Genomic DNA, 15,537 nt, shown 5'->3' with positions numbered 1-15,537 from the left:
CTCTTTGACGAGGCACAGGATATGGCTGGCATCACGGGTTTGGGTTCCGGAATCGATATCGATTCCATCGTTTCTGCGCTGACAGCGGCCGAGAAGGCGCCGAAGGAAGCGCAGCTCAAGCGTCTCGAAACTCAGACGACCGCCAAGATCTCCGCCCTGGGGACGCTCAAGAGTGCGGTCAGCGACTTCCAGAGCGCCATCAAGGGGCTGAACGACCTCAGCCTGTTCGATACCCGCAAGGCGACCTCTTCCGATACCGCGCGACTCACCGCGACGGTCGGCAAGACAGCCCTTGCCGGCAAATACAGCATCGAAGTCACCCAACTGGCATCGGCGAGCAAGATCGCATCCGGCGCAGTGAGCGGCGATTCCACTTCCACCTTTGCCGCCGGCGGTACTTTGACCATTGGCCTCGGCAGCTCCAGTTTCGACGTGAACATCGCCGACGGCGCCAGCCTCAAGGATGTTCGCGATGCGATCAACACGCAGCTCAAGGACCAGGGCATCAGCGCCAATATCGTCACCGACCCGGTGGCCAATACCTCCCGGCTGGTGCTGTCGTCGAACAAGACCGGTGCCGGCAACGACCTGACCATGAGCGTTGCCGATGCGGGCAGCGATCTCCAGTCGCTGGTCACCAACATGCCGGCGGCGCTGAGTACCGCAGCCAACGCCAAGTTCAAGATCGACGGCCTGGAAATCGAAAGCGAGAAGAACTCCGTCAGCGGCGTCATCGAGGGCGTGACCCTCGATCTGCTGCAAGCGGAAACCGGCAAGACCGTCACTCTGACCGTCGGTGAGAACACCTCGGCGGTGAAGGACAACCTGAAGAAATTCGTCGACGCTTACAACAAGCTGATGTCCACCACCAAGACGCTGACCAGCGTAGTGTCGGTGGGCGACGGCAAGGAGCCGGTCACCGGCAACCTGGTCGGCGACGCCACGGTGCGCAGCCTGGTCAGTGGCGTGCGCAGCGAGTTGACCAACCCCATGGGGAGCGGCGACCTGCGCGTGCTGGCCGACCTTGGCATCACCACGCAGAAGGATGGCACGCTGAAGATCGACGACACCAAGCTCGGCGAAGTGCTGGACAGCAACTATGACGCGGTCGGCAGCTTCCTCACCGGCGACAACGGTCTGATGGCCCGTCTGAACAACAAGGTCGATGGCTATACCAAGACCGGCGGCGTGCTGGAGCAACGAGTCAGCGGCCTGCAGCAGACGCTGAGTAGCGTCGACGATCAGAAGATCCAGCTCAATGCACGCATCGCCAAGATTCAGGAACGCCTATACACGCAATACAACGCGATGGACTCCCTGGTCGGCCAGTTGAAGCGGACCAGCGACTGGATGTCCGGTGCGTTCTCCAACCTCCCCGGCGTCGTCAAGAAGAGCAGCTGACCATGAGTTCGATCGATACCTACAAGCAGGTCAAGACCAGCCTCGAAGTGTCCCCCTACCAGGCGGTGCAGATGCTCCTGGCTGGCGCCCTGGAGCGCATCTCCCTGGCACGCCTCGCCCAGGCGCAAGGCAATCGCGAGACGCGCGGCGTGGCGGTCGGTTCCACCATCAGCATTCTCGGTGTGCTCCAGGCGAGCCTGGACAAGCAACTCGGCGGCCAGATCGCCGAGAACCTCGACGCGCTGTACGACTACATGACCCGGCGTCTGGCCGGCGTCGCCCTGGAAGATACGCCACGCAGCCTCGACGAGGTCGAAGCCTTGCTGTTGCAGATCAAGGAAGCCTGGGACGCCATCGGCGAGCACGAAGAAGTCAAGGCGACGAATTTGCCTTAAGAGGCATAAAGTTTTTCCACTGTTCACCGATACCTTAGGTATCAACTGAACAGGTGGATCGACCCATGAATGCAATGGCAGCCCTCAGGCAATACCAGACGGTGAATACCCAGGTCCAGGTGTTGGATGCCAGCCCGCATCGTCTCATCCAGATGCTCTTCGAAGGCGGCCTGGCCCGCCTGGCACAGGCCAAGGGGGCTCTGGAGCGTGGGCAGACCTCGCTCAAGGGCGAGCTGATCGGCAAGGCCATCGCCATCATCGGCGGCCTGCGGGAAGGCCTGGACCACCAGAAGGGCGGCGAGATCGCGGCCAATCTGGACAGTCTCTACGAATACATGGTCTCCCGACTGGTCGAGGCCAACGTGAACAACGACGTGGCGCTGGTCGACGAAGTGGCGGGCCTGCTGCGGGAAGTCAAGACGGGCTGGGACGGCATTGCCTCCTGAGCACCGGATCGACGAGGAGAACACCATGAATCCAGCTTTTCAGCGCCTCGAAACAACCGGTTCGGCTCTGCGCGACGCACTGTCGCGGCAGGACTGGACGGCCATCGGCGAGCTCGATCAGCAATGCCGCCTGGCCGTGGAAGAGGCGATGGACGCCGAAACCAGCGACGAGAACCTGTTGCGCAGCCGCATGCAGGAGTTGCTGTCCCTCTATCGCGAGCTGATCGCCGTCTGCAGCCGTGAGCAGCAGCGTCTGGCCGGCGAGCTGATCCAGCTCAACCAGTCGGCCCAGCGTGCCAAGGTCTACCAACTCTTCGGTTGATCGTCTTCCGAGCCCGCCGGGCTCCCCTCCATGCCCTCTCTCATGAATTGCACCCCTGTCAGGGGGTGCAATTCGGCAGAAAAACCATTAATTTCACGCCATAAAATTGACACGCTTCAAATTTTTGACTTAAATTAGTGGCTAAATGATGGCGCTTTCGTGCTTTTGACGCGAGTGTAGTCACCCCTCTGCCTCCTCCGGAAAAAGAACCTGACAGATGTGGCGTGAAACCCGAATCCTGCTGGTCGACGATAACAACGAGCGCCGCCGCGATCTGGCGGTCATCCTGAACTTCCTGGGCGAGGAGCATCTGGCCTGCGGCAGCGCCGACTGGCGGGCCGCTGTCGAATCCCTGGATGCCAGCCGCGACGTGCTGAGCGTCCTGCTCGGTTCCGTCGAGTCGAAGGGAGGAGCGCTGGAGCTGATCAAGCAGTTGGGCAACTGGGACGAATACCTGCCGCTGGTGCTGATCGGCGAATCGGCGCCGCCGGAGTGGCCGGAAGACGTGCGTCGGCGTGTACTCGCCAGTCTGGAAATGCCGCCCAGCTACAACAAGTTGCTCGATTCCCTGCACCGTGCCCAGGTCTACCGCGAGATGTACGACCAGGCCCGCGAGCGCGGCCGCCAACGCGAACCGAACCTGTTCCGCAGCCTGGTCGGCACCAGCCGTGCCATCCAGCACGTGCGGCAGATGATGCAGCAGGTCGCCGATACCGAGGCCAGCGTGCTGATCCTCGGCGAGTCCGGGACCGGCAAGGAAGTGGTGGCGCGCAACCTGCATTACCATTCCAAGCGCCGCGAGGCGCCCTTCGTGCCGGTGAACTGCGGTGCGATTCCGGCCGAGTTGCTGGAAAGCGAACTGTTCGGCCACGAGAAGGGCGCCTTCACCGGTGCCATCACCAGCCGCGCCGGGCGTTTCGAACTGGCCAACGGCGGTACGCTGTTCCTCGACGAGATCGGCGACATGCCGTTGCCGATGCAGGTGAAGCTGCTGCGCGTGCTGCAGGAGCGGACCTTCGAGCGGGTCGGCAGCAACAAGACGCAGACGGTGGACGTGCGCATCATCGCGGCCACCCACAAGAACCTGGAGAAGATGATCGAGCAGGGGACTTTCCGCGAAGACCTCTACTACCGACTCAATGTCTTCCCCATCGAGATGGCGCCGTTGCGCGAGCGGGTGGAGGATATCCCCCTGCTGATGAACGAGCTGATCTCGCGCATGGAGCACGAGAAGCGTGGCTCCATCCGCTTCAACTCGGCGGCCATCATGTCGCTCTGCCGCCACGACTGGCCGGGCAACGTGCGCGAGCTGGCGAACCTGGTGGAGCGCATGGCGATCATGCATCCCTACGGGGTGATCGGCGTGTCCGAGCTGCCGAAGAAATTCCGTCACGTGGATGACGAGGACGAACAATTGGCGGCCAGCCTGCGCGAGGAACTGGAAGAGCGCGCGGCGATCAACGCCGGCCTGCCGGGCATGACGTCGCCGGCGATGCTGCCGCCCGAGGGGCTGGACCTCAAGGACTACCTCGGCAACTTGGAGCAGGGACTGATCCAGCAGGCCCTGGACGATGCCGGCGGCATCGTCGCCCGTGCCGCCGAGCGTCTGCGTATCCGCCGCACCACCCTGGTGGAGAAGATGCGCAAGTACGGCATGAGCCGTCGCGACGACGAGGATCAGCCGGAGGATTGACGCGTACTTCCGACGCGTATGCGTAAGTATTTGAAAATAAAGCGATAATTTTTAGGCACGGGTATTGCTAAGTCTCTCTCGACCTGACCGTCCACTGACGGTCCGACGTGCGAGAGAGACTAATGAACCCAGCCGCCCGCCCGCTAAACCCTGCCGAAACGGAACAGGCCATCGCCCTCGAGGATGCTGGCCGTGCCGGTCTGGAACAGACCCTGGCGCTGTTCAATCAGATGTCCTCCCAGCTCAACGAGTCCTACGGCTTGCTGGAGGCGCGCGTCAATGAATTGAAAGGGCAACTGGCATTGGTCAGTGCCCAGCGCATGCAGGAGCTGGCCGAAAAAGAACGCCTGGCCATGCGTCTGCAAAGCCTGCTCGATCTGCTGCCCGGCGGTGTCATCGTGATCGACGGCCAGGGCGTGGTCCGTGAGGCCAACCCGGTGGCGCGCAACCTGCTCGGTCAACCCTTGGTGGGCCTGCTCTGGCGCCACGTGATCGCCCGCTGTTTCGCGCCGCGCAAGGACGATGGCCATGAGATTTCCCTGAAGGACGGGCGCCGCCTGTCCATCGCCACCCGTTCGCTGCAGGGCGAGCCGGGGCAACTGGTGCTGCTCACCGACCTGACGGAAACCCGTCGCCTGCAGGACCAACTGGCCCGCCACGAGCGCCTGTCCTCCCTGGGACGCATGGTGGCATCCCTGGCTCACCAGATTCGCACCCCGCTGACTGCCGCCCTGTTGTATGCCAGCCATCTCGCCGAACAGGTGTTGCCGACCGAGCAGCAGCAGCGTTTCGCCGGGCGCCTGAAGGAGCGTCTGCACGAGCTGGAGCACCAGGTGCGCGACATGCTGATCTTCGCCCGTGGTGACCTGCCGCTGCCGGATCGCCTGGCGCCTGCCGAGCTGTTCGCGGCGCTGCGTTCCGCCGCGGAGTCCCACGTGCAGGGCATGCAGGTTCGCTGGCAATGCGACGCTCGCGACGGCGAGCTGCTGTGCAACCGCGACACCCTGGTCGGCACCGTGGTCAACCTGATCGAAAACGCCATCCAGGCCGGTGGCAGCGACACCGGTTTGAAGATCCACCTCTATGCCCGGGGCGACGCCCTGCGCCTGTGCGTCAGCGACAACGGCCCCGGCATCGACGCCGCCACCCTGGCGCGCCTGGGCGAACCCTTCTTCACCACCAAGACCACCGGCACCGGCCTCGGCCTGGCGGTGGTCAAGGCCGTGGCCCGTGCCCACCAGGGCGAGCTGCGCCTGCTTTCGCGTGTCGGTCGCGGGACCTGCGCCATTCTTCAGTTGCCGCTGATTCCGGCGGCCCAACCGGTCAATCGGGAGTGATCTTGCCCATGACAGCCAAAGTCCTGCTAGTCGAAGACGACCGTGCCCTGCGCGAAGCGCTGGGCGATACCCTGTCGCTCGGCGGACATGCGTTCCGCGCCGTCGAAAGCGCCGAAGAGGCCTTGGTGGTGTTGGCCCAGGAGCCGTTCGGCCTGGTGGTCAGCGACGTGAACATGCCGGGCATGGATGGCCATCAGTTGCTGGCGCTGATCCGTGCCCGCTACCCTCAGTTGCCGGTGCTGCTGATGACCGCCTTCGGCGCCGTCGAACGCGCGGTGGAAGCGATGCGCCAGGGCGCGGCGGATTACTTGGTCAAGCCGTTCGAGCCGAAGACCCTGCTCGAGCTGGTCGCCCGTCATGCCCTGGGGCGCCTCGGTGCGTCCGAGAGCGAAGGGCCGGTGGCTGTCGAACCGGCCAGCCAGCACCTGCTGCAACTGGCCGCGCGGGTGGCCCGCAGCGACTCCACCGTGCTGATCTCGGGCGAGTCCGGCACCGGTAAGGAAGTGCTGGCGCGCTACATCCATCAGCAGTCGCCGCGTGCCGACAAACCGTTCATCGCGATCAACTGCGCGGCGATCCCGGACAACATGCTGGAGGCCACGCTGTTCGGTCACGAAAAGGGTGCCTTCACCGGTGCCATCGCCGCTCAGCCGGGCAAGTTCGAGCTGGCCGACGGTGGGACCATCCTGCTCGACGAAATCTCCGAAATGCCCCTGGGACTGCAAGCCAAGCTGCTGCGGGTATTGCAGGAACGCGAAGTGGAGCGGGTCGGCGCGCGCAGGCCGATCACCCTGGACATCCGGGTGCTGGCCACCACCAACCGCGACTTGGCCGGCGAAGTGGCGGCTGGGCGTTTCCGCGAAGACCTTTACTATCGCCTGTCGGTATTTCCGCTGGCCTGGCGTGCCTTGCGCGAGCGGCCCGCCGACATTCTGCCGCTGGCCGAGCGTCTGCTGGCCAAGCACGTCAAAAAAATGAATCAGGGCCCGGTGAGCCTGTCCGCCGACGCGCGAGCCTGCCTGGTCAGCCATGCCTGGCCGGGTAACGTGCGCGAACTGGACAACGCCATCCAGCGCGCCCTGATCCTCCAGCAGGGCGGGGTGATCCAACCCGAGGACCTGTGCCTGACCGCCCCGATCGGTCTGGCTCCGCTGCCCTCTGTACCGGTGGCGCCAGTAGCAATGCCGATCGCCGCCGTGGCGATGCCGCCGCTGATGGAGACACCGCTCGCCGAAGCAGCCGGCCCGCTCGGTGAGGACCTGCGCCGCCGCGAGTTCCAGATGATCATCGACACCCTGCGCTCCGAGCGCGGCCGCCGTAAGGAAGCCGCCGAACGCCTCGGCATCAGCCCGCGCACCCTGCGTTACAAGCTCGCCCAGATGCGCGATGCCGGCATGGACGTCGAAGCCTATCTCTTCGCCAGCTAAAGCTGGCAGCTCTCAGCGGCAAGCTGCAAGCCACAAGAAAAAGCGAAGAGCCCACCGGATTTCCCGGGCGGGCTCTTGCTTGTAGCTGACCGCTTGCAGCTTGCCGCTCCAACGTTGGCACCCTAGTTGCAATCACCCTGTGCAAAGGCTGCGTAGCGTCAAAAAACCGCAGCCGACGGAGGGTACGAAATGAGCCAGGGTGTCGAATTCAATCGCCTGATGTTGGAAATGCGCTCCATGCAAATGGAGGCCATGGCCCGTGCGAAACCGGTGACGGCAACGCCGGAGCCGGGTGCGCCGAGCTTTTCGGACATGCTCGGTCAGGCGGTGAACAAGGTGAACGACACCCAGCAGGTCGCCAACCAGATGGCGACCGCCTTCGAGATGGGGCAGAGCGGGGTCGATCTCGCCGATGTGATGATCGCCTCGCAGAAGGCCAGCGTTTCCTTCCAGGCCATGACCCAGGTGCGTAACAAGCTGGTTCAGGCGTATCAAGACATCATGCAGATGCCGGTTTAAGGCGAGGTTGAGCAATGGCTGAAGCAGTCGCGAATAACGTGATCGTCAAGGGCGGAGCCGAAGAGCCGAAGAAGCCGTTGTTCGGCCTGGCTTTTCTGGAGAATCTGTCCGACATGTCGATGCTGCGGCAGATCGGCCTGCTGGTTGGCCTGGCCGCCAGCGTGGCGATCGGTTTCGCCGTGGTGCTCTGGTCGCAGCAACCGGATTACCGTCCGCTGTACGGCAGCCTGAACGGGATGGACGCCAACCAGGTGGTGGAAATCCTCACCGCGTCCGACATCCCCTACAAGATCGAACCCAACTCTGGCGCCCTGCTGGTCAAGTCCGACGACCTCGCCCGTGCCCGCCTGAAGCTGGCCGGTGCCGGTGTGGCGCCCAGCGACAACACCGTCGGCTTCGAGATCCTCGACAAGGAGCAGGGCCTCGGCACCAGCCAGTTCATGGAAGCCACCCGCTACCGTCGCGGCCTGGAAGGCGAACTGGCACGCACCGTTTCCAGCCTGAACAATGTCAAGGCGGCCCGCGTGCACCTGGCCATTCCGAAAAGCTCGGTGTTCGTTCGCGACGAGCGCAAGCCCAGCGCATCGGTACTGGTCGAGCTGTATCCGGGGCGTACTCTGGAGCCGAGCCAGGTGATGGCAATCATCAACCTGGTCGCCACCAGCGTGCCGGAATTGGATAAATCGCAGATCACTGTGGTCGACCAGAAAGGCAACCTGCTGTCCGACCAGCAGGAAATGTCCGAGCTGACCGTGGCCGGCAAGCAGTTCGACTACAGCCGCCGCATGGAAGGCCTGTTCACCCAGCGCGTGCACAACATCCTGCAACCGGTGCTGGGCATGGGCCGCTACAAGGCCGAGGTGTCCGCCGACGTCGATTTCAGCGCGGTGGAATCCACCTCGGAGATGTTCAACCCGGACCAGCCGGCACTGCGCAGCGAGCAGTCGGTCAACGAACAGCGCCAGAGCAGCCTGCCGCCGCAGGGCGTGCCGGGTGCGCTGAGCAACCAGCCGCCGGGCCCGGCCAGCGCGCCGGAGCAGGCCACCCAGGCAGCGGCCCCGGCCGGTCCGGTGGCAGCCGGCCAGCCGCTGCTGGACGCCAATGGTCAACAGGTCATGGACCCGGCCACCGGCCAGCCGATGTTGGCGCCCTATCCGGCAGACAAGCGCGAGCAGGCCACCCGTAACTACGAGCTGGATCGCTCCATCAGCTACACCAAGCAGCAGCAGGGCCGCCTGCGCCGTCTGTCGGTGGCCGTGGTGGTGGACGACCAGGTGAAGATCGACCCGGCCAGCGGCGAAGTGACCCGTGCGCCATGGTCCGCCGATGACCTGGCACGCTTCACCCGCCTGGTACAGGACGCGGTGGGCTACGACGCCACCCGTGGCGACAGCGTCAGCGTGATCAACGCACCGTTCGCGGCGGAAAGCGGCGAGGAGATCATCGAAGTCCCGTTCTACTCGCAGCCCTGGTTCTGGGATATCGTCAAACAGGTGCTCGGAGTCCTGTTCATCCTGGTGCTGGTCTTCGGCGTGCTGCGCCCGGTGCTGAACAACATCACCGGCGGCGGCAAGGGCAAGGACCTCGCCACCCGCGACGGCGACGTCGAACTGGGCGAGATGGGTGGCCTGGAAGGCGAGTTGTCGGAAGACCGGGTCAGCCTGGGTGGGCCGCAGAGCATCCTGCTGCCCAGTCCCACGGAGGGGTATGATGCTCAACTGAACGCCATCAAGAGTCTGGTGGCCGAAGACCCGGGTCGCGTGGCCCAGGTCGTGAAAGAGTGGATCAATGCCGATGAGTGAGAATCGCCTCCCCGCCAAGCTGACCAAAGTCGACAAGGCCGCCATCCTCCTGCTGTCCCTCGGTGAGACCGACGCCGCGCAAGTGCTGCGTCACCTCGGCCCGAAGGAGGTGCAGAAGGTCGGTGTGGCCATGGCGCAGATGCGCAACATCCAGCGTGCGCAGATCGAACAGGTGATGGGCGAGTTCGTCGAGATCGTCGGCGACCAGACCAGCCTGGGCATGGGTTCCGACAGCTACATCCGCAAGATGCTGACCCAGGCGCTCGGCGAAGACAAAGCCGGCAACCTGATCGACCGCATCCTGCTCGGTGGTAGCACCAGCGGCCTGGACAGCCTGAAATGGATGGAGCCGCGCGCCGTGGCCGACGTGATCCGCTACGAGCACCCGCAAATCCAGGCCATCGTGGTCGCCTATTTGGACCCGGACCAGGCCGGCGAAGTGCTCAGCCACTTCGACCACAAGGTGCGCCTGGACATCATCCTGCGCGTGTCTTCGCTGAACACCGTTCAGCCGGCCGCGCTGAAGGAACTCAACCAGATTCTCGAGAAGCAATTCTCCGGCAGTGCCAACACCACCCGCGCCAACCTGGGCGGCGTGAAGCGCGCGGCAGACATCATGAACTTCCTCGACAGTTCCGTCGAAGGTCAGCTCATGGATTCGATCCGCGAGGTGGACGAAGACCTGTCGAGCCGGATCGAAGACCTGATGTTCGTCTTCGACAACCTGGCGGACGTCGACGACCGCGGCATCCAGGCGCTGCTGCGCGAAGTGTCCTCGGACGTGCTGGTGCTGGCCCTGAAAGGCGCCGACGAGGCGATCAAGGAGAAGGTGTTCAAGAACATGTCCAAGCGTGCCGCCGAGCTGCTGCGCGACGACCTCGAAGCCAAGGGGCCGGTCCGTGTCAGCGACGTGGAAACGGCGCAGAAGGAAATTCTCACCATCGCCCGCCGCATGGCCGAAGCCGGGGAAATCGTGCTCGGCGGCAAGGGCGGCGAAGAGATGATCTAAATGGCGAAAGAAGCCCCCAGCGAACTGATCCGCGCCAAGGACGTCAACGCTTTCGACCGCTGGTCGTTGCCGAGCTTCGATCCGCAGGGCGAGACGGTGGTCGAAGAGGAACCCGCCGCCCTGCTGGAATCGCCCATCGAAGAAGCAGCGGAAGAGCGGGCGGCGGAAGACGTGCCGCTGGAGGCCGTCAAACCGCTGACGCTGGACGAGCTGGAAGCGATTCGCCAGGACGCCTACAACGAAGGCTTCGCCACCGGCGAGAAGGACGGTTTCCGCTCGGGCCAGTTGAAGGCCAAGCAGGAAAGCGACGCGGCGTTGGCGACGCGGCTGGCTGCCCTGGAAAAACTGATGGAGCAGTTGTTCGAGCCCATCGCCGACCAGGACACGCAGGTGGAAAAGGCACTGGTCACCCTGGTCAATCACATCACCCGCCAAGTCATCCAGCGTGAATTGGCCACCGATTCGAGCCAGATCCGCCAGGTCCTGCGCGAAGCGCTCAAGCTGCTGCCGATGGGCGCCAGCAACGTGCGCATCCACATCAACCCGCAGGACTTCGAGATGGTCAAGGCGTTGCGCGAGCGCCACGAAGAGACCTGGCGCATCCTCGAGGACGACTCGCTGCTGCCGGGCGGCTGCCGGGTCGAGAGCGAGCACAGCCTGATCGACGCCAGCGTCGAGACCCGCATGGCCCAGGCGCTCAAGCAGCTCTTCGAGCAGCAGCGGGAAAACGCCACCAATCCACCGGAAGCCGATCTGCACCTGGACCTGCCCCATGCGCCTTGATCGCATCAGCTTCGCCAGGCGCCTGGCGAGCTACAGCGACGCCATCCAGCTCCCTAGCCAGCCGGTGGTCGAAGGCCGCCTGCTGCGCATGGTCGGCCTGACCCTGGAAGCGGAAGGCCTGCGCGCCAGCATCGGCAGCCGCTGCCTGGTGATCAACGACGGCAACTATCACCCGGTGCAGGTCGAGGCCGAGGTGATGGGCTTTTCCAGCGGCAAGATTTACCTGATGCCGGTTGGCAGTCTGGCCGGTATCGCCCCCGGTGCGCGGGTGGTTCCGTTGCCGGACACCGGTCGCCTGCCGATGGGCATGAGTATGCTCGGCCGGGTGCTGGACGGCGCCGGCCGGGCCCTGGACGGCAAGGGTGGGATGAAGGCGGAAGACTGGGTGCCGATGGACGGCCCGACGATCAACCCGCTCAAGCGCCATCCCATCAGCGAGCCGCTGGATGTCGGCATCCGCTGCATCAACGGCCTGCTCACCGTGGGGCGCGGCCAGCGTCTCGGCCTGTTCGCCGGTACCGGCGTGGGCAAGAGCGTGCTGCTGGGCATGATGACCCGCTTCACCGAGGCGGACATCATCGTGGTCGGCCTGATCGGCGAGCGTGGTCGCGAGGTGAAGGAGTTCATTGAAGACATCCTCGGCGAGGAAGGGCTCAAGCGCTCGGTGGTGGTGGCTTCGCCGGCCGACGATGCGCCGCTGATGCGCCTGCGCGCGGCCATGTACTGCACGCGCATCGCCGAATATTTCCGCGACAAGGGTAAGAACGTCCTGCTGCTGATGGATTCCCTCACCCGTTTCGCCCAGGCCCAGCGCGAGATCGCCCTGGCCATCGGCGAGCCGCCGGCGACCAAGGGCTACCCGCCGTCGGTGTTCGCCAAGCTGCCGAAACTGGTGGAGCGGGCCGGCAACGCGGAAGAGGGCGGCGGCTCCATCACCGCGTTCTACACCGTGCTCTCCGAAGGCGACGACCAGCAGGACCCGATCGCCGACTCCGCGCGCGGTGTGCTCGATGGCCACTTCGTGCTGTCGCGCCGGCTGGCGGAGGAGGGGCACTACCCGGCCATCGACATCGAGGCGTCCATCAGCCGGGTCATGCCCCAGGTGGTCAGCCCCGAGCACCTGCGCGAGGCCCAGCGCTTCAAGCAGCTCTGGTCGCGCTACCAGCAGAGCCGCGACCTGATCAGCGTCGGCGCCTACGTGCCGGGCGGCGATCCGGAAACCGACCTGGCCATCGCCCGCCAGCCGCAGATGGTCCAGTTCCTTCGCCAGGGGCTGCGCGAAAGCGAAAGCCTGCCGCAGAGCGCCAGCCAGTTGGCGGCGATCTTCAACCCGGGCGCGGCGGGGCGCTAAGCCGTGACGAAGAGCCGCGCCGCGCGCCTGGCGCCGGTGGTCGAGATGGCCGAAAAGGCCGAGCGCGAGGCCGCCCGTCAGCTCGGACACTGCCAGGGCCTGCTGAGCCAGGCGGAGGTCAAACTGGGCGAGCTGGAGCGCTACCGTGGCGACTACCAGCAGCAATGGATCACCGAGGGCCGCCAGGGTGTCTCCGGGCAGTGGCTGATGAACTACCAGCGCTTTCTCTCCCAACTGGAAACCGCCATCGGCCAGCAAAGCCGCAGCGTGGACTGGCACCGGACCAACCTGGAAAAGGCCCGCGAACAATGGCAACAGCGCTACGCCCGCCTGGAGGGCCTGCGCAAGCTGGTGCAGCGCTACCTGGACGAGGCGCGGCGGGCCGAAGACAAGCGCGAGCAGCGGCTGCTCGACGAACTGGCCCAGCGCCTGGCGAACGGCGAGCGGCACTGATCGCTGGCGATGTCGGGTGAAACTCCCGTAGGGGCGAATTCATTCGCCCGGCGACGCTGAATCGGGCGAATAAATTTGCCCCTACGTTCGAGCTTCCGGCAATCCCGCGTGGGGCCGATCGATTTGCCCAATGCCTGAGGCGGTGCTACATCTTCCAGCACGCGCAAACGCTTTCGGATCAAGGAGTGCCAGATGGCCATTACCTCGCAGCCCTCGGCTGACGGGCAAGAGCTGACCATTCAAGTTCAGGGACGCTTCGACTTCGGTGCGCATCAGGAATTTCGCAATGCCTACGAGCGGGTGAACGTCACGCCCAGGCGCTATGTGGTGGACCTCAAGGACGCCACCTACCTGGACAGCTCGGCGCTCGGCATGCTGCTCCTGTTGCGCGATCACGCCGGTGGGGACGACGCGCAGATTCGTCTGGTCAACTGCAGCCCCGACGTCCGCAAGATCCTCGCCATTTCCAACTTCGAACAACTGTTCCAGATCGCCTGAGCCGAGGCCGGTCATGCCCCAGCGTCTGTCCATCCTGATCGCAGAGGACAGCGCTGCCGATCGCATGCTGCTGTCCACCATCGTCAGCCGCCAGGGCCACCGGGTGCTGACGGCGGCCAACGGCATGGAAGCGGTGGCCTTGTTCCAGCAGGAGCATCCGCGCATGGTCCTGATGGACGCGCTGATGCCGGTCATGGACGGCTTCGAGGCGGCGCGGCGGATCAAGCAGCTCGCCGGCGACGAGCTGGTGCCGATCATTTTCCTCACTTCCCTCAGCGAAAACGACGCCCTGGTGCGCTGCCTGGAGGCGGGCGGCGACGACTTCCTTTCCAAGCCCTACAACGGGGTGATCCTCGACGCCAAGATCAAGGCCATGGATCGCCTGCGCCGCTTGCAGGACACCGTGCTCAAGCAGCGCGACCTGATCGCCCGGCACAACGAGCACCTGATGACCGAGCAGCGGGTGGCCAAGGCGGTGTTCGACAAGGTGGCGCACTCCGGCTGCCTCAGCGCGCCGAACATCCGCTATCTGCAGTCGCCGTTCGCCCTGTTCAACGGCGACCTGCTGCTGGCCGCGTTCAAGCCGTCCGGCGGCATGCACATCCTGCTCGGCGATTTCACCGGCCACGGGTTGCCGGCGGCGATCGGCGCCATGCCGCTGGCCGAGGTGTTCTATGGGATGACCGCCAAGGGCTACTCGCTGGTGGACATCTTGCGCGAGATGAACGCCAAGCTGAAACGCATCCTGCCGGTCGGCGTGTTCTGCTGCGCCACGCTGCTCAACCTCAGCTTCCAGCGCCGGGTGGTGGAGGTCTGGAACGGTGGCTTGCCCGACGGCTATATCCGCCGTGCCGGCAGCCAGGAGCGTATCGCCCTGGTCTCCCGCCACCTGCCGCTGGGTGTGCTGGACCCGGAAGCCTTCGACGACAAGTACGAAATCTATCCGCTGGAGGTGGGAGACCGGATTTTCCTGCTGTCGGACGGCGTACTGGAAGCGCGTAACCGCGCCGACGAGTTGTTCGGCGAGGCGCGGCTGCAGGCCGTGTTCGATGCTAACCGTGAGCCGGGCCGGTTGTTCGACGAGATCCAGCAGGCGCTGGCCGCCTTCCGTGGCGAGGCGCAGGACGACGTCAGCATGGTCGAGGTCAGCCTGGTCGAGGACAACGCGCTGGTCCGTCCGCCACTGGCCTTCGCCAACAGCGCCCAAGGCAGTCCGCTGGACTGGTCGGCCAGCTTCGAATTCCGTGCCGAGACCCTCAAGCACTTCAACCCCTTGCCGTTCCTGCTGCAACTGCTGCTGGAGGTGCGTGGGCTGCGCCTGCAGGCCGGGGCGCTCTACACCGTCCTGGCCGAGTTGTACTCCAATGCCCTCGAGCATGGCGTGCTTGGCCTGGATTCGTCGCTCAAGCGCGATGCCGAGGGCTTCGCGCTGTACTACCGCGAGCGCACGAAGCGCCTGGCCGGGTTGCAGGACGGCTACGTGCGTTTCCATCTGGATTTGATCCAGGAGATCGGCGGCGGTCGCCTGATCGTGCGGGTCGAGGACAGCGGCGAGGGGTTCGATGTCTCCCGCGTACTCAACCAGCAGCAGGTCGCCGGTTGTCTGTCGGGGCGCGGCCTGGCGCTGGTCCGTCGGCTCGCCGAGCGGTGTACCTGGCTTTCCGATGGGCGGGGTGTGAGCGTGGAGTTTTCCTGGGCGGCTCAGGCATAATCGCGCCCTCGGGTTCAGGGAGTGACAGGTGTCCGATCTACATATCGACAGCGCGGTTCTGGCTGCCTTGCAAGGCGTCATGGAAGACGAGTACCCCGTGTTGCTCGAAACTTTCCTGACCGATTCCGAAGAACGCCTGCGCCTCATCCAGCAAGCCCAGCAGGCCGCCGACGCGCAAGGCGTACGTCTCGCCGCACACAGCTTCAAGGGCAGTTGCAGCAACATGGGCGCGCCGCTCCTGGCCGCCTTGTGCAAGGACCTGGAAGAAACCGCGCGGCGCGAGCAACTCGACGAGACGCCGGCCCTGATCGAACAGATCGAACGCGAGTTCGCCATCGTCCGCATCCTCTTCCGTGCCGAGCGCCAGCGCTACCTGACGCGCTGATTCCT

16 protein-coding genes are annotated in these 15,537 nt (G+C 64.8%); all 16 read left to right on the top strand.

Features of this window, described 5'->3' with window-relative positions; translation table 11 throughout:
• Window positions 1-21 precede the first annotated feature (21 nt).
• The 16 genes from fliD to PIN01S_RS13515 all read left to right on the top strand — a co-directional run bounded on the left by fliD (window position 22) and on the right by PIN01S_RS13515 (window position 15,532).
• Window positions 22-1,401 carry a flagellar filament capping protein FliD gene (fliD, locus tag PIN01S_RS13590; RefSeq protein ID WP_084336214.1) on the top strand — a complete coding sequence of 460 codons (1,380 nt, stop codon included), beginning with the start codon at window positions 22-24 and terminating at the stop codon, window positions 1,399-1,401.
• 2 nt (window positions 1,402-1,403) lie between these two features.
• Window positions 1,404-1,796, top strand: coding sequence for a flagellar export chaperone FliS (fliS, locus tag PIN01S_RS13585; RefSeq protein WP_084336213.1), 393 nt, complete (start codon window positions 1,404-1,406; stop codon window positions 1,794-1,796).
• Between the two features lie 65 nt (window positions 1,797-1,861).
• Window positions 1,862-2,242, top strand: coding sequence for a flagellar export chaperone FliS (fliS, locus tag PIN01S_RS13580; RefSeq protein WP_084336212.1), 381 nt, complete (start codon window positions 1,862-1,864; stop codon window positions 2,240-2,242).
• Between the two features lie 25 nt (window positions 2,243-2,267).
• On the top strand, window positions 2,268-2,564 hold the full coding sequence (gene fliT / locus PIN01S_RS13575; RefSeq protein ID WP_084336211.1) for a flagellar protein FliT: 297 nt from the start codon (window positions 2,268-2,270) through the stop codon (window positions 2,562-2,564).
• A gap of 217 nt (window positions 2,565-2,781) precedes the next feature.
• A complete protein-coding gene (locus tag PIN01S_RS13570; RefSeq protein ID WP_084336210.1) occupies window positions 2,782-4,257 on the top strand; it encodes a sigma-54 dependent transcriptional regulator in 1,476 nt (491 codons plus the stop codon).
• Between the two features lie 122 nt (window positions 4,258-4,379).
• Window positions 4,380-5,594: a sensor histidine kinase gene (locus tag PIN01S_RS13565; protein ID WP_084336209.1), complete on the top strand. Its 1,215-nt coding sequence runs from the start codon at window positions 4,380-4,382 to the stop codon at window positions 5,592-5,594.
• 8 nt (window positions 5,595-5,602) lie between these two features.
• Window positions 5,603-7,021, top strand: coding sequence for a sigma-54-dependent response regulator transcription factor FleR (fleR, locus tag PIN01S_RS13560; protein ID WP_084336208.1), 1,419 nt, complete (start codon window positions 5,603-5,605; stop codon window positions 7,019-7,021).
• A gap of 189 nt (window positions 7,022-7,210) precedes the next feature.
• Window positions 7,211-7,540: a flagellar hook-basal body complex protein FliE gene (fliE, locus tag PIN01S_RS13555; RefSeq protein WP_084336207.1), complete on the top strand. Its 330-nt coding sequence runs from the start codon at window positions 7,211-7,213 to the stop codon at window positions 7,538-7,540.
• A 14-nt stretch (window positions 7,541-7,554) separates the two neighbouring features.
• Window positions 7,555-9,342, top strand: a complete 1,788-nt coding sequence (fliF, locus tag PIN01S_RS13550; protein WP_084336206.1) for a flagellar basal-body MS-ring/collar protein FliF — start codon at window positions 7,555-7,557, stop codon at window positions 9,340-9,342.
• Window positions 9,335-10,351 carry a flagellar motor switch protein FliG gene (gene fliG / locus PIN01S_RS13545; protein ID WP_084336319.1) on the top strand — a complete coding sequence of 339 codons (1,017 nt, stop codon included), beginning with the start codon at window positions 9,335-9,337 and terminating at the stop codon, window positions 10,349-10,351. Before fliF ends, fliG begins: the two co-directional genes overlap by 8 nt.
• A complete protein-coding gene (gene fliH / locus PIN01S_RS13540; protein ID WP_084336205.1) occupies window positions 10,352-11,134 on the top strand; it encodes a flagellar assembly protein FliH in 783 nt (260 codons plus the stop codon).
• Window positions 11,124-12,485, top strand: coding sequence for a flagellar protein export ATPase FliI (gene fliI / locus PIN01S_RS13535; protein ID WP_084336204.1), 1,362 nt, complete (start codon window positions 11,124-11,126; stop codon window positions 12,483-12,485). The genes fliH and fliI overlap by 11 nt, the downstream gene beginning before the upstream one ends.
• Window positions 12,486-12,488: 3 nt before the next feature.
• On the top strand, window positions 12,489-12,938 hold the full coding sequence (gene fliJ, locus PIN01S_RS13530; protein ID WP_084336203.1) for a flagellar export protein FliJ: 450 nt from the start codon (window positions 12,489-12,491) through the stop codon (window positions 12,936-12,938).
• Window positions 12,939-13,130: 192 nt separating this feature from the next.
• On the top strand, window positions 13,131-13,436 hold the full coding sequence (locus tag PIN01S_RS13525) for an STAS domain-containing protein (RefSeq protein ID WP_084336202.1): 306 nt from the start codon (window positions 13,131-13,133) through the stop codon (window positions 13,434-13,436).
• Between the two features lie 13 nt (window positions 13,437-13,449).
• Window positions 13,450-15,147, top strand: coding sequence for a fused response regulator/phosphatase (locus tag PIN01S_RS13520; RefSeq protein WP_084336201.1), 1,698 nt, complete (start codon window positions 13,450-13,452; stop codon window positions 15,145-15,147).
• A gap of 28 nt (window positions 15,148-15,175) precedes the next feature.
• The gene (locus PIN01S_RS13515) at window positions 15,176-15,532 is read left to right on the top strand and encodes an Hpt domain-containing protein (RefSeq protein WP_084336200.1); all 357 of its coding nucleotides are present in this window, start codon (window positions 15,176-15,178) and stop codon (window positions 15,530-15,532) included.
• The last annotated feature ends 5 nt before the right edge of the window (window positions 15,533-15,537 follow it).

This window comes from Pseudomonas indica NBRC 103045, from assembly GCF_002091635.1.
GTDB lineage: Bacteria > Pseudomonadota > Gammaproteobacteria > Pseudomonadales > Pseudomonadaceae > Pseudomonas_M > Pseudomonas_M indica.
Note: the sequence above shows the minus strand (reverse complement) of the source record. Positions and strands in the feature narration are given on the sequence as shown.

What these genes read in the sequence shown, in the direction of transcription:
- fliD (WP_084336214.1), top strand. Translation starts at nt 22, where the DNA reads ATGGCTGGCATCACGGGTTTGGGTTCCGGAATCGATATCGATTCCATC.
- fliS (WP_084336213.1), top strand. Translation starts at nt 1,404, where the DNA reads ATGAGTTCGATCGATACCTACAAGCAGGTCAAGACCAGCCTCGAAGTG.
- fliS (WP_084336212.1), top strand. Translation starts at nt 1,862, where the DNA reads ATGAATGCAATGGCAGCCCTCAGGCAATACCAGACGGTGAATACCCAG.
- fliT (WP_084336211.1), top strand. Translation starts at nt 2,268, where the DNA reads ATGAATCCAGCTTTTCAGCGCCTCGAAACAACCGGTTCGGCTCTGCGC.
- PIN01S_RS13570 (WP_084336210.1), top strand. Translation starts at nt 2,782, where the DNA reads ATGTGGCGTGAAACCCGAATCCTGCTGGTCGACGATAACAACGAGCGC.
- PIN01S_RS13565 (WP_084336209.1), top strand. Translation starts at nt 4,380, where the DNA reads ATGAACCCAGCCGCCCGCCCGCTAAACCCTGCCGAAACGGAACAGGCC.
- fleR (WP_084336208.1), top strand. Translation starts at nt 5,603, where the DNA reads ATGACAGCCAAAGTCCTGCTAGTCGAAGACGACCGTGCCCTGCGCGAA.
- fliE (WP_084336207.1), top strand. Translation starts at nt 7,211, where the DNA reads ATGAGCCAGGGTGTCGAATTCAATCGCCTGATGTTGGAAATGCGCTCC.
- fliF (WP_084336206.1), top strand. Translation starts at nt 7,555, where the DNA reads ATGGCTGAAGCAGTCGCGAATAACGTGATCGTCAAGGGCGGAGCCGAA.
- fliG (WP_084336319.1), top strand. Translation starts at nt 9,335, where the DNA reads ATGAGTGAGAATCGCCTCCCCGCCAAGCTGACCAAAGTCGACAAGGCC.
- fliH (WP_084336205.1), top strand. Translation starts at nt 10,352, where the DNA reads ATGGCGAAAGAAGCCCCCAGCGAACTGATCCGCGCCAAGGACGTCAAC.
- fliI (WP_084336204.1), top strand. Translation starts at nt 11,124, where the DNA reads ATGCGCCTTGATCGCATCAGCTTCGCCAGGCGCCTGGCGAGCTACAGC.
- PIN01S_RS13525 (WP_084336202.1), top strand. Translation starts at nt 13,131, where the DNA reads ATGGCCATTACCTCGCAGCCCTCGGCTGACGGGCAAGAGCTGACCATT.
- PIN01S_RS13520 (WP_084336201.1), top strand. Translation starts at nt 13,450, where the DNA reads ATGCCCCAGCGTCTGTCCATCCTGATCGCAGAGGACAGCGCTGCCGAT.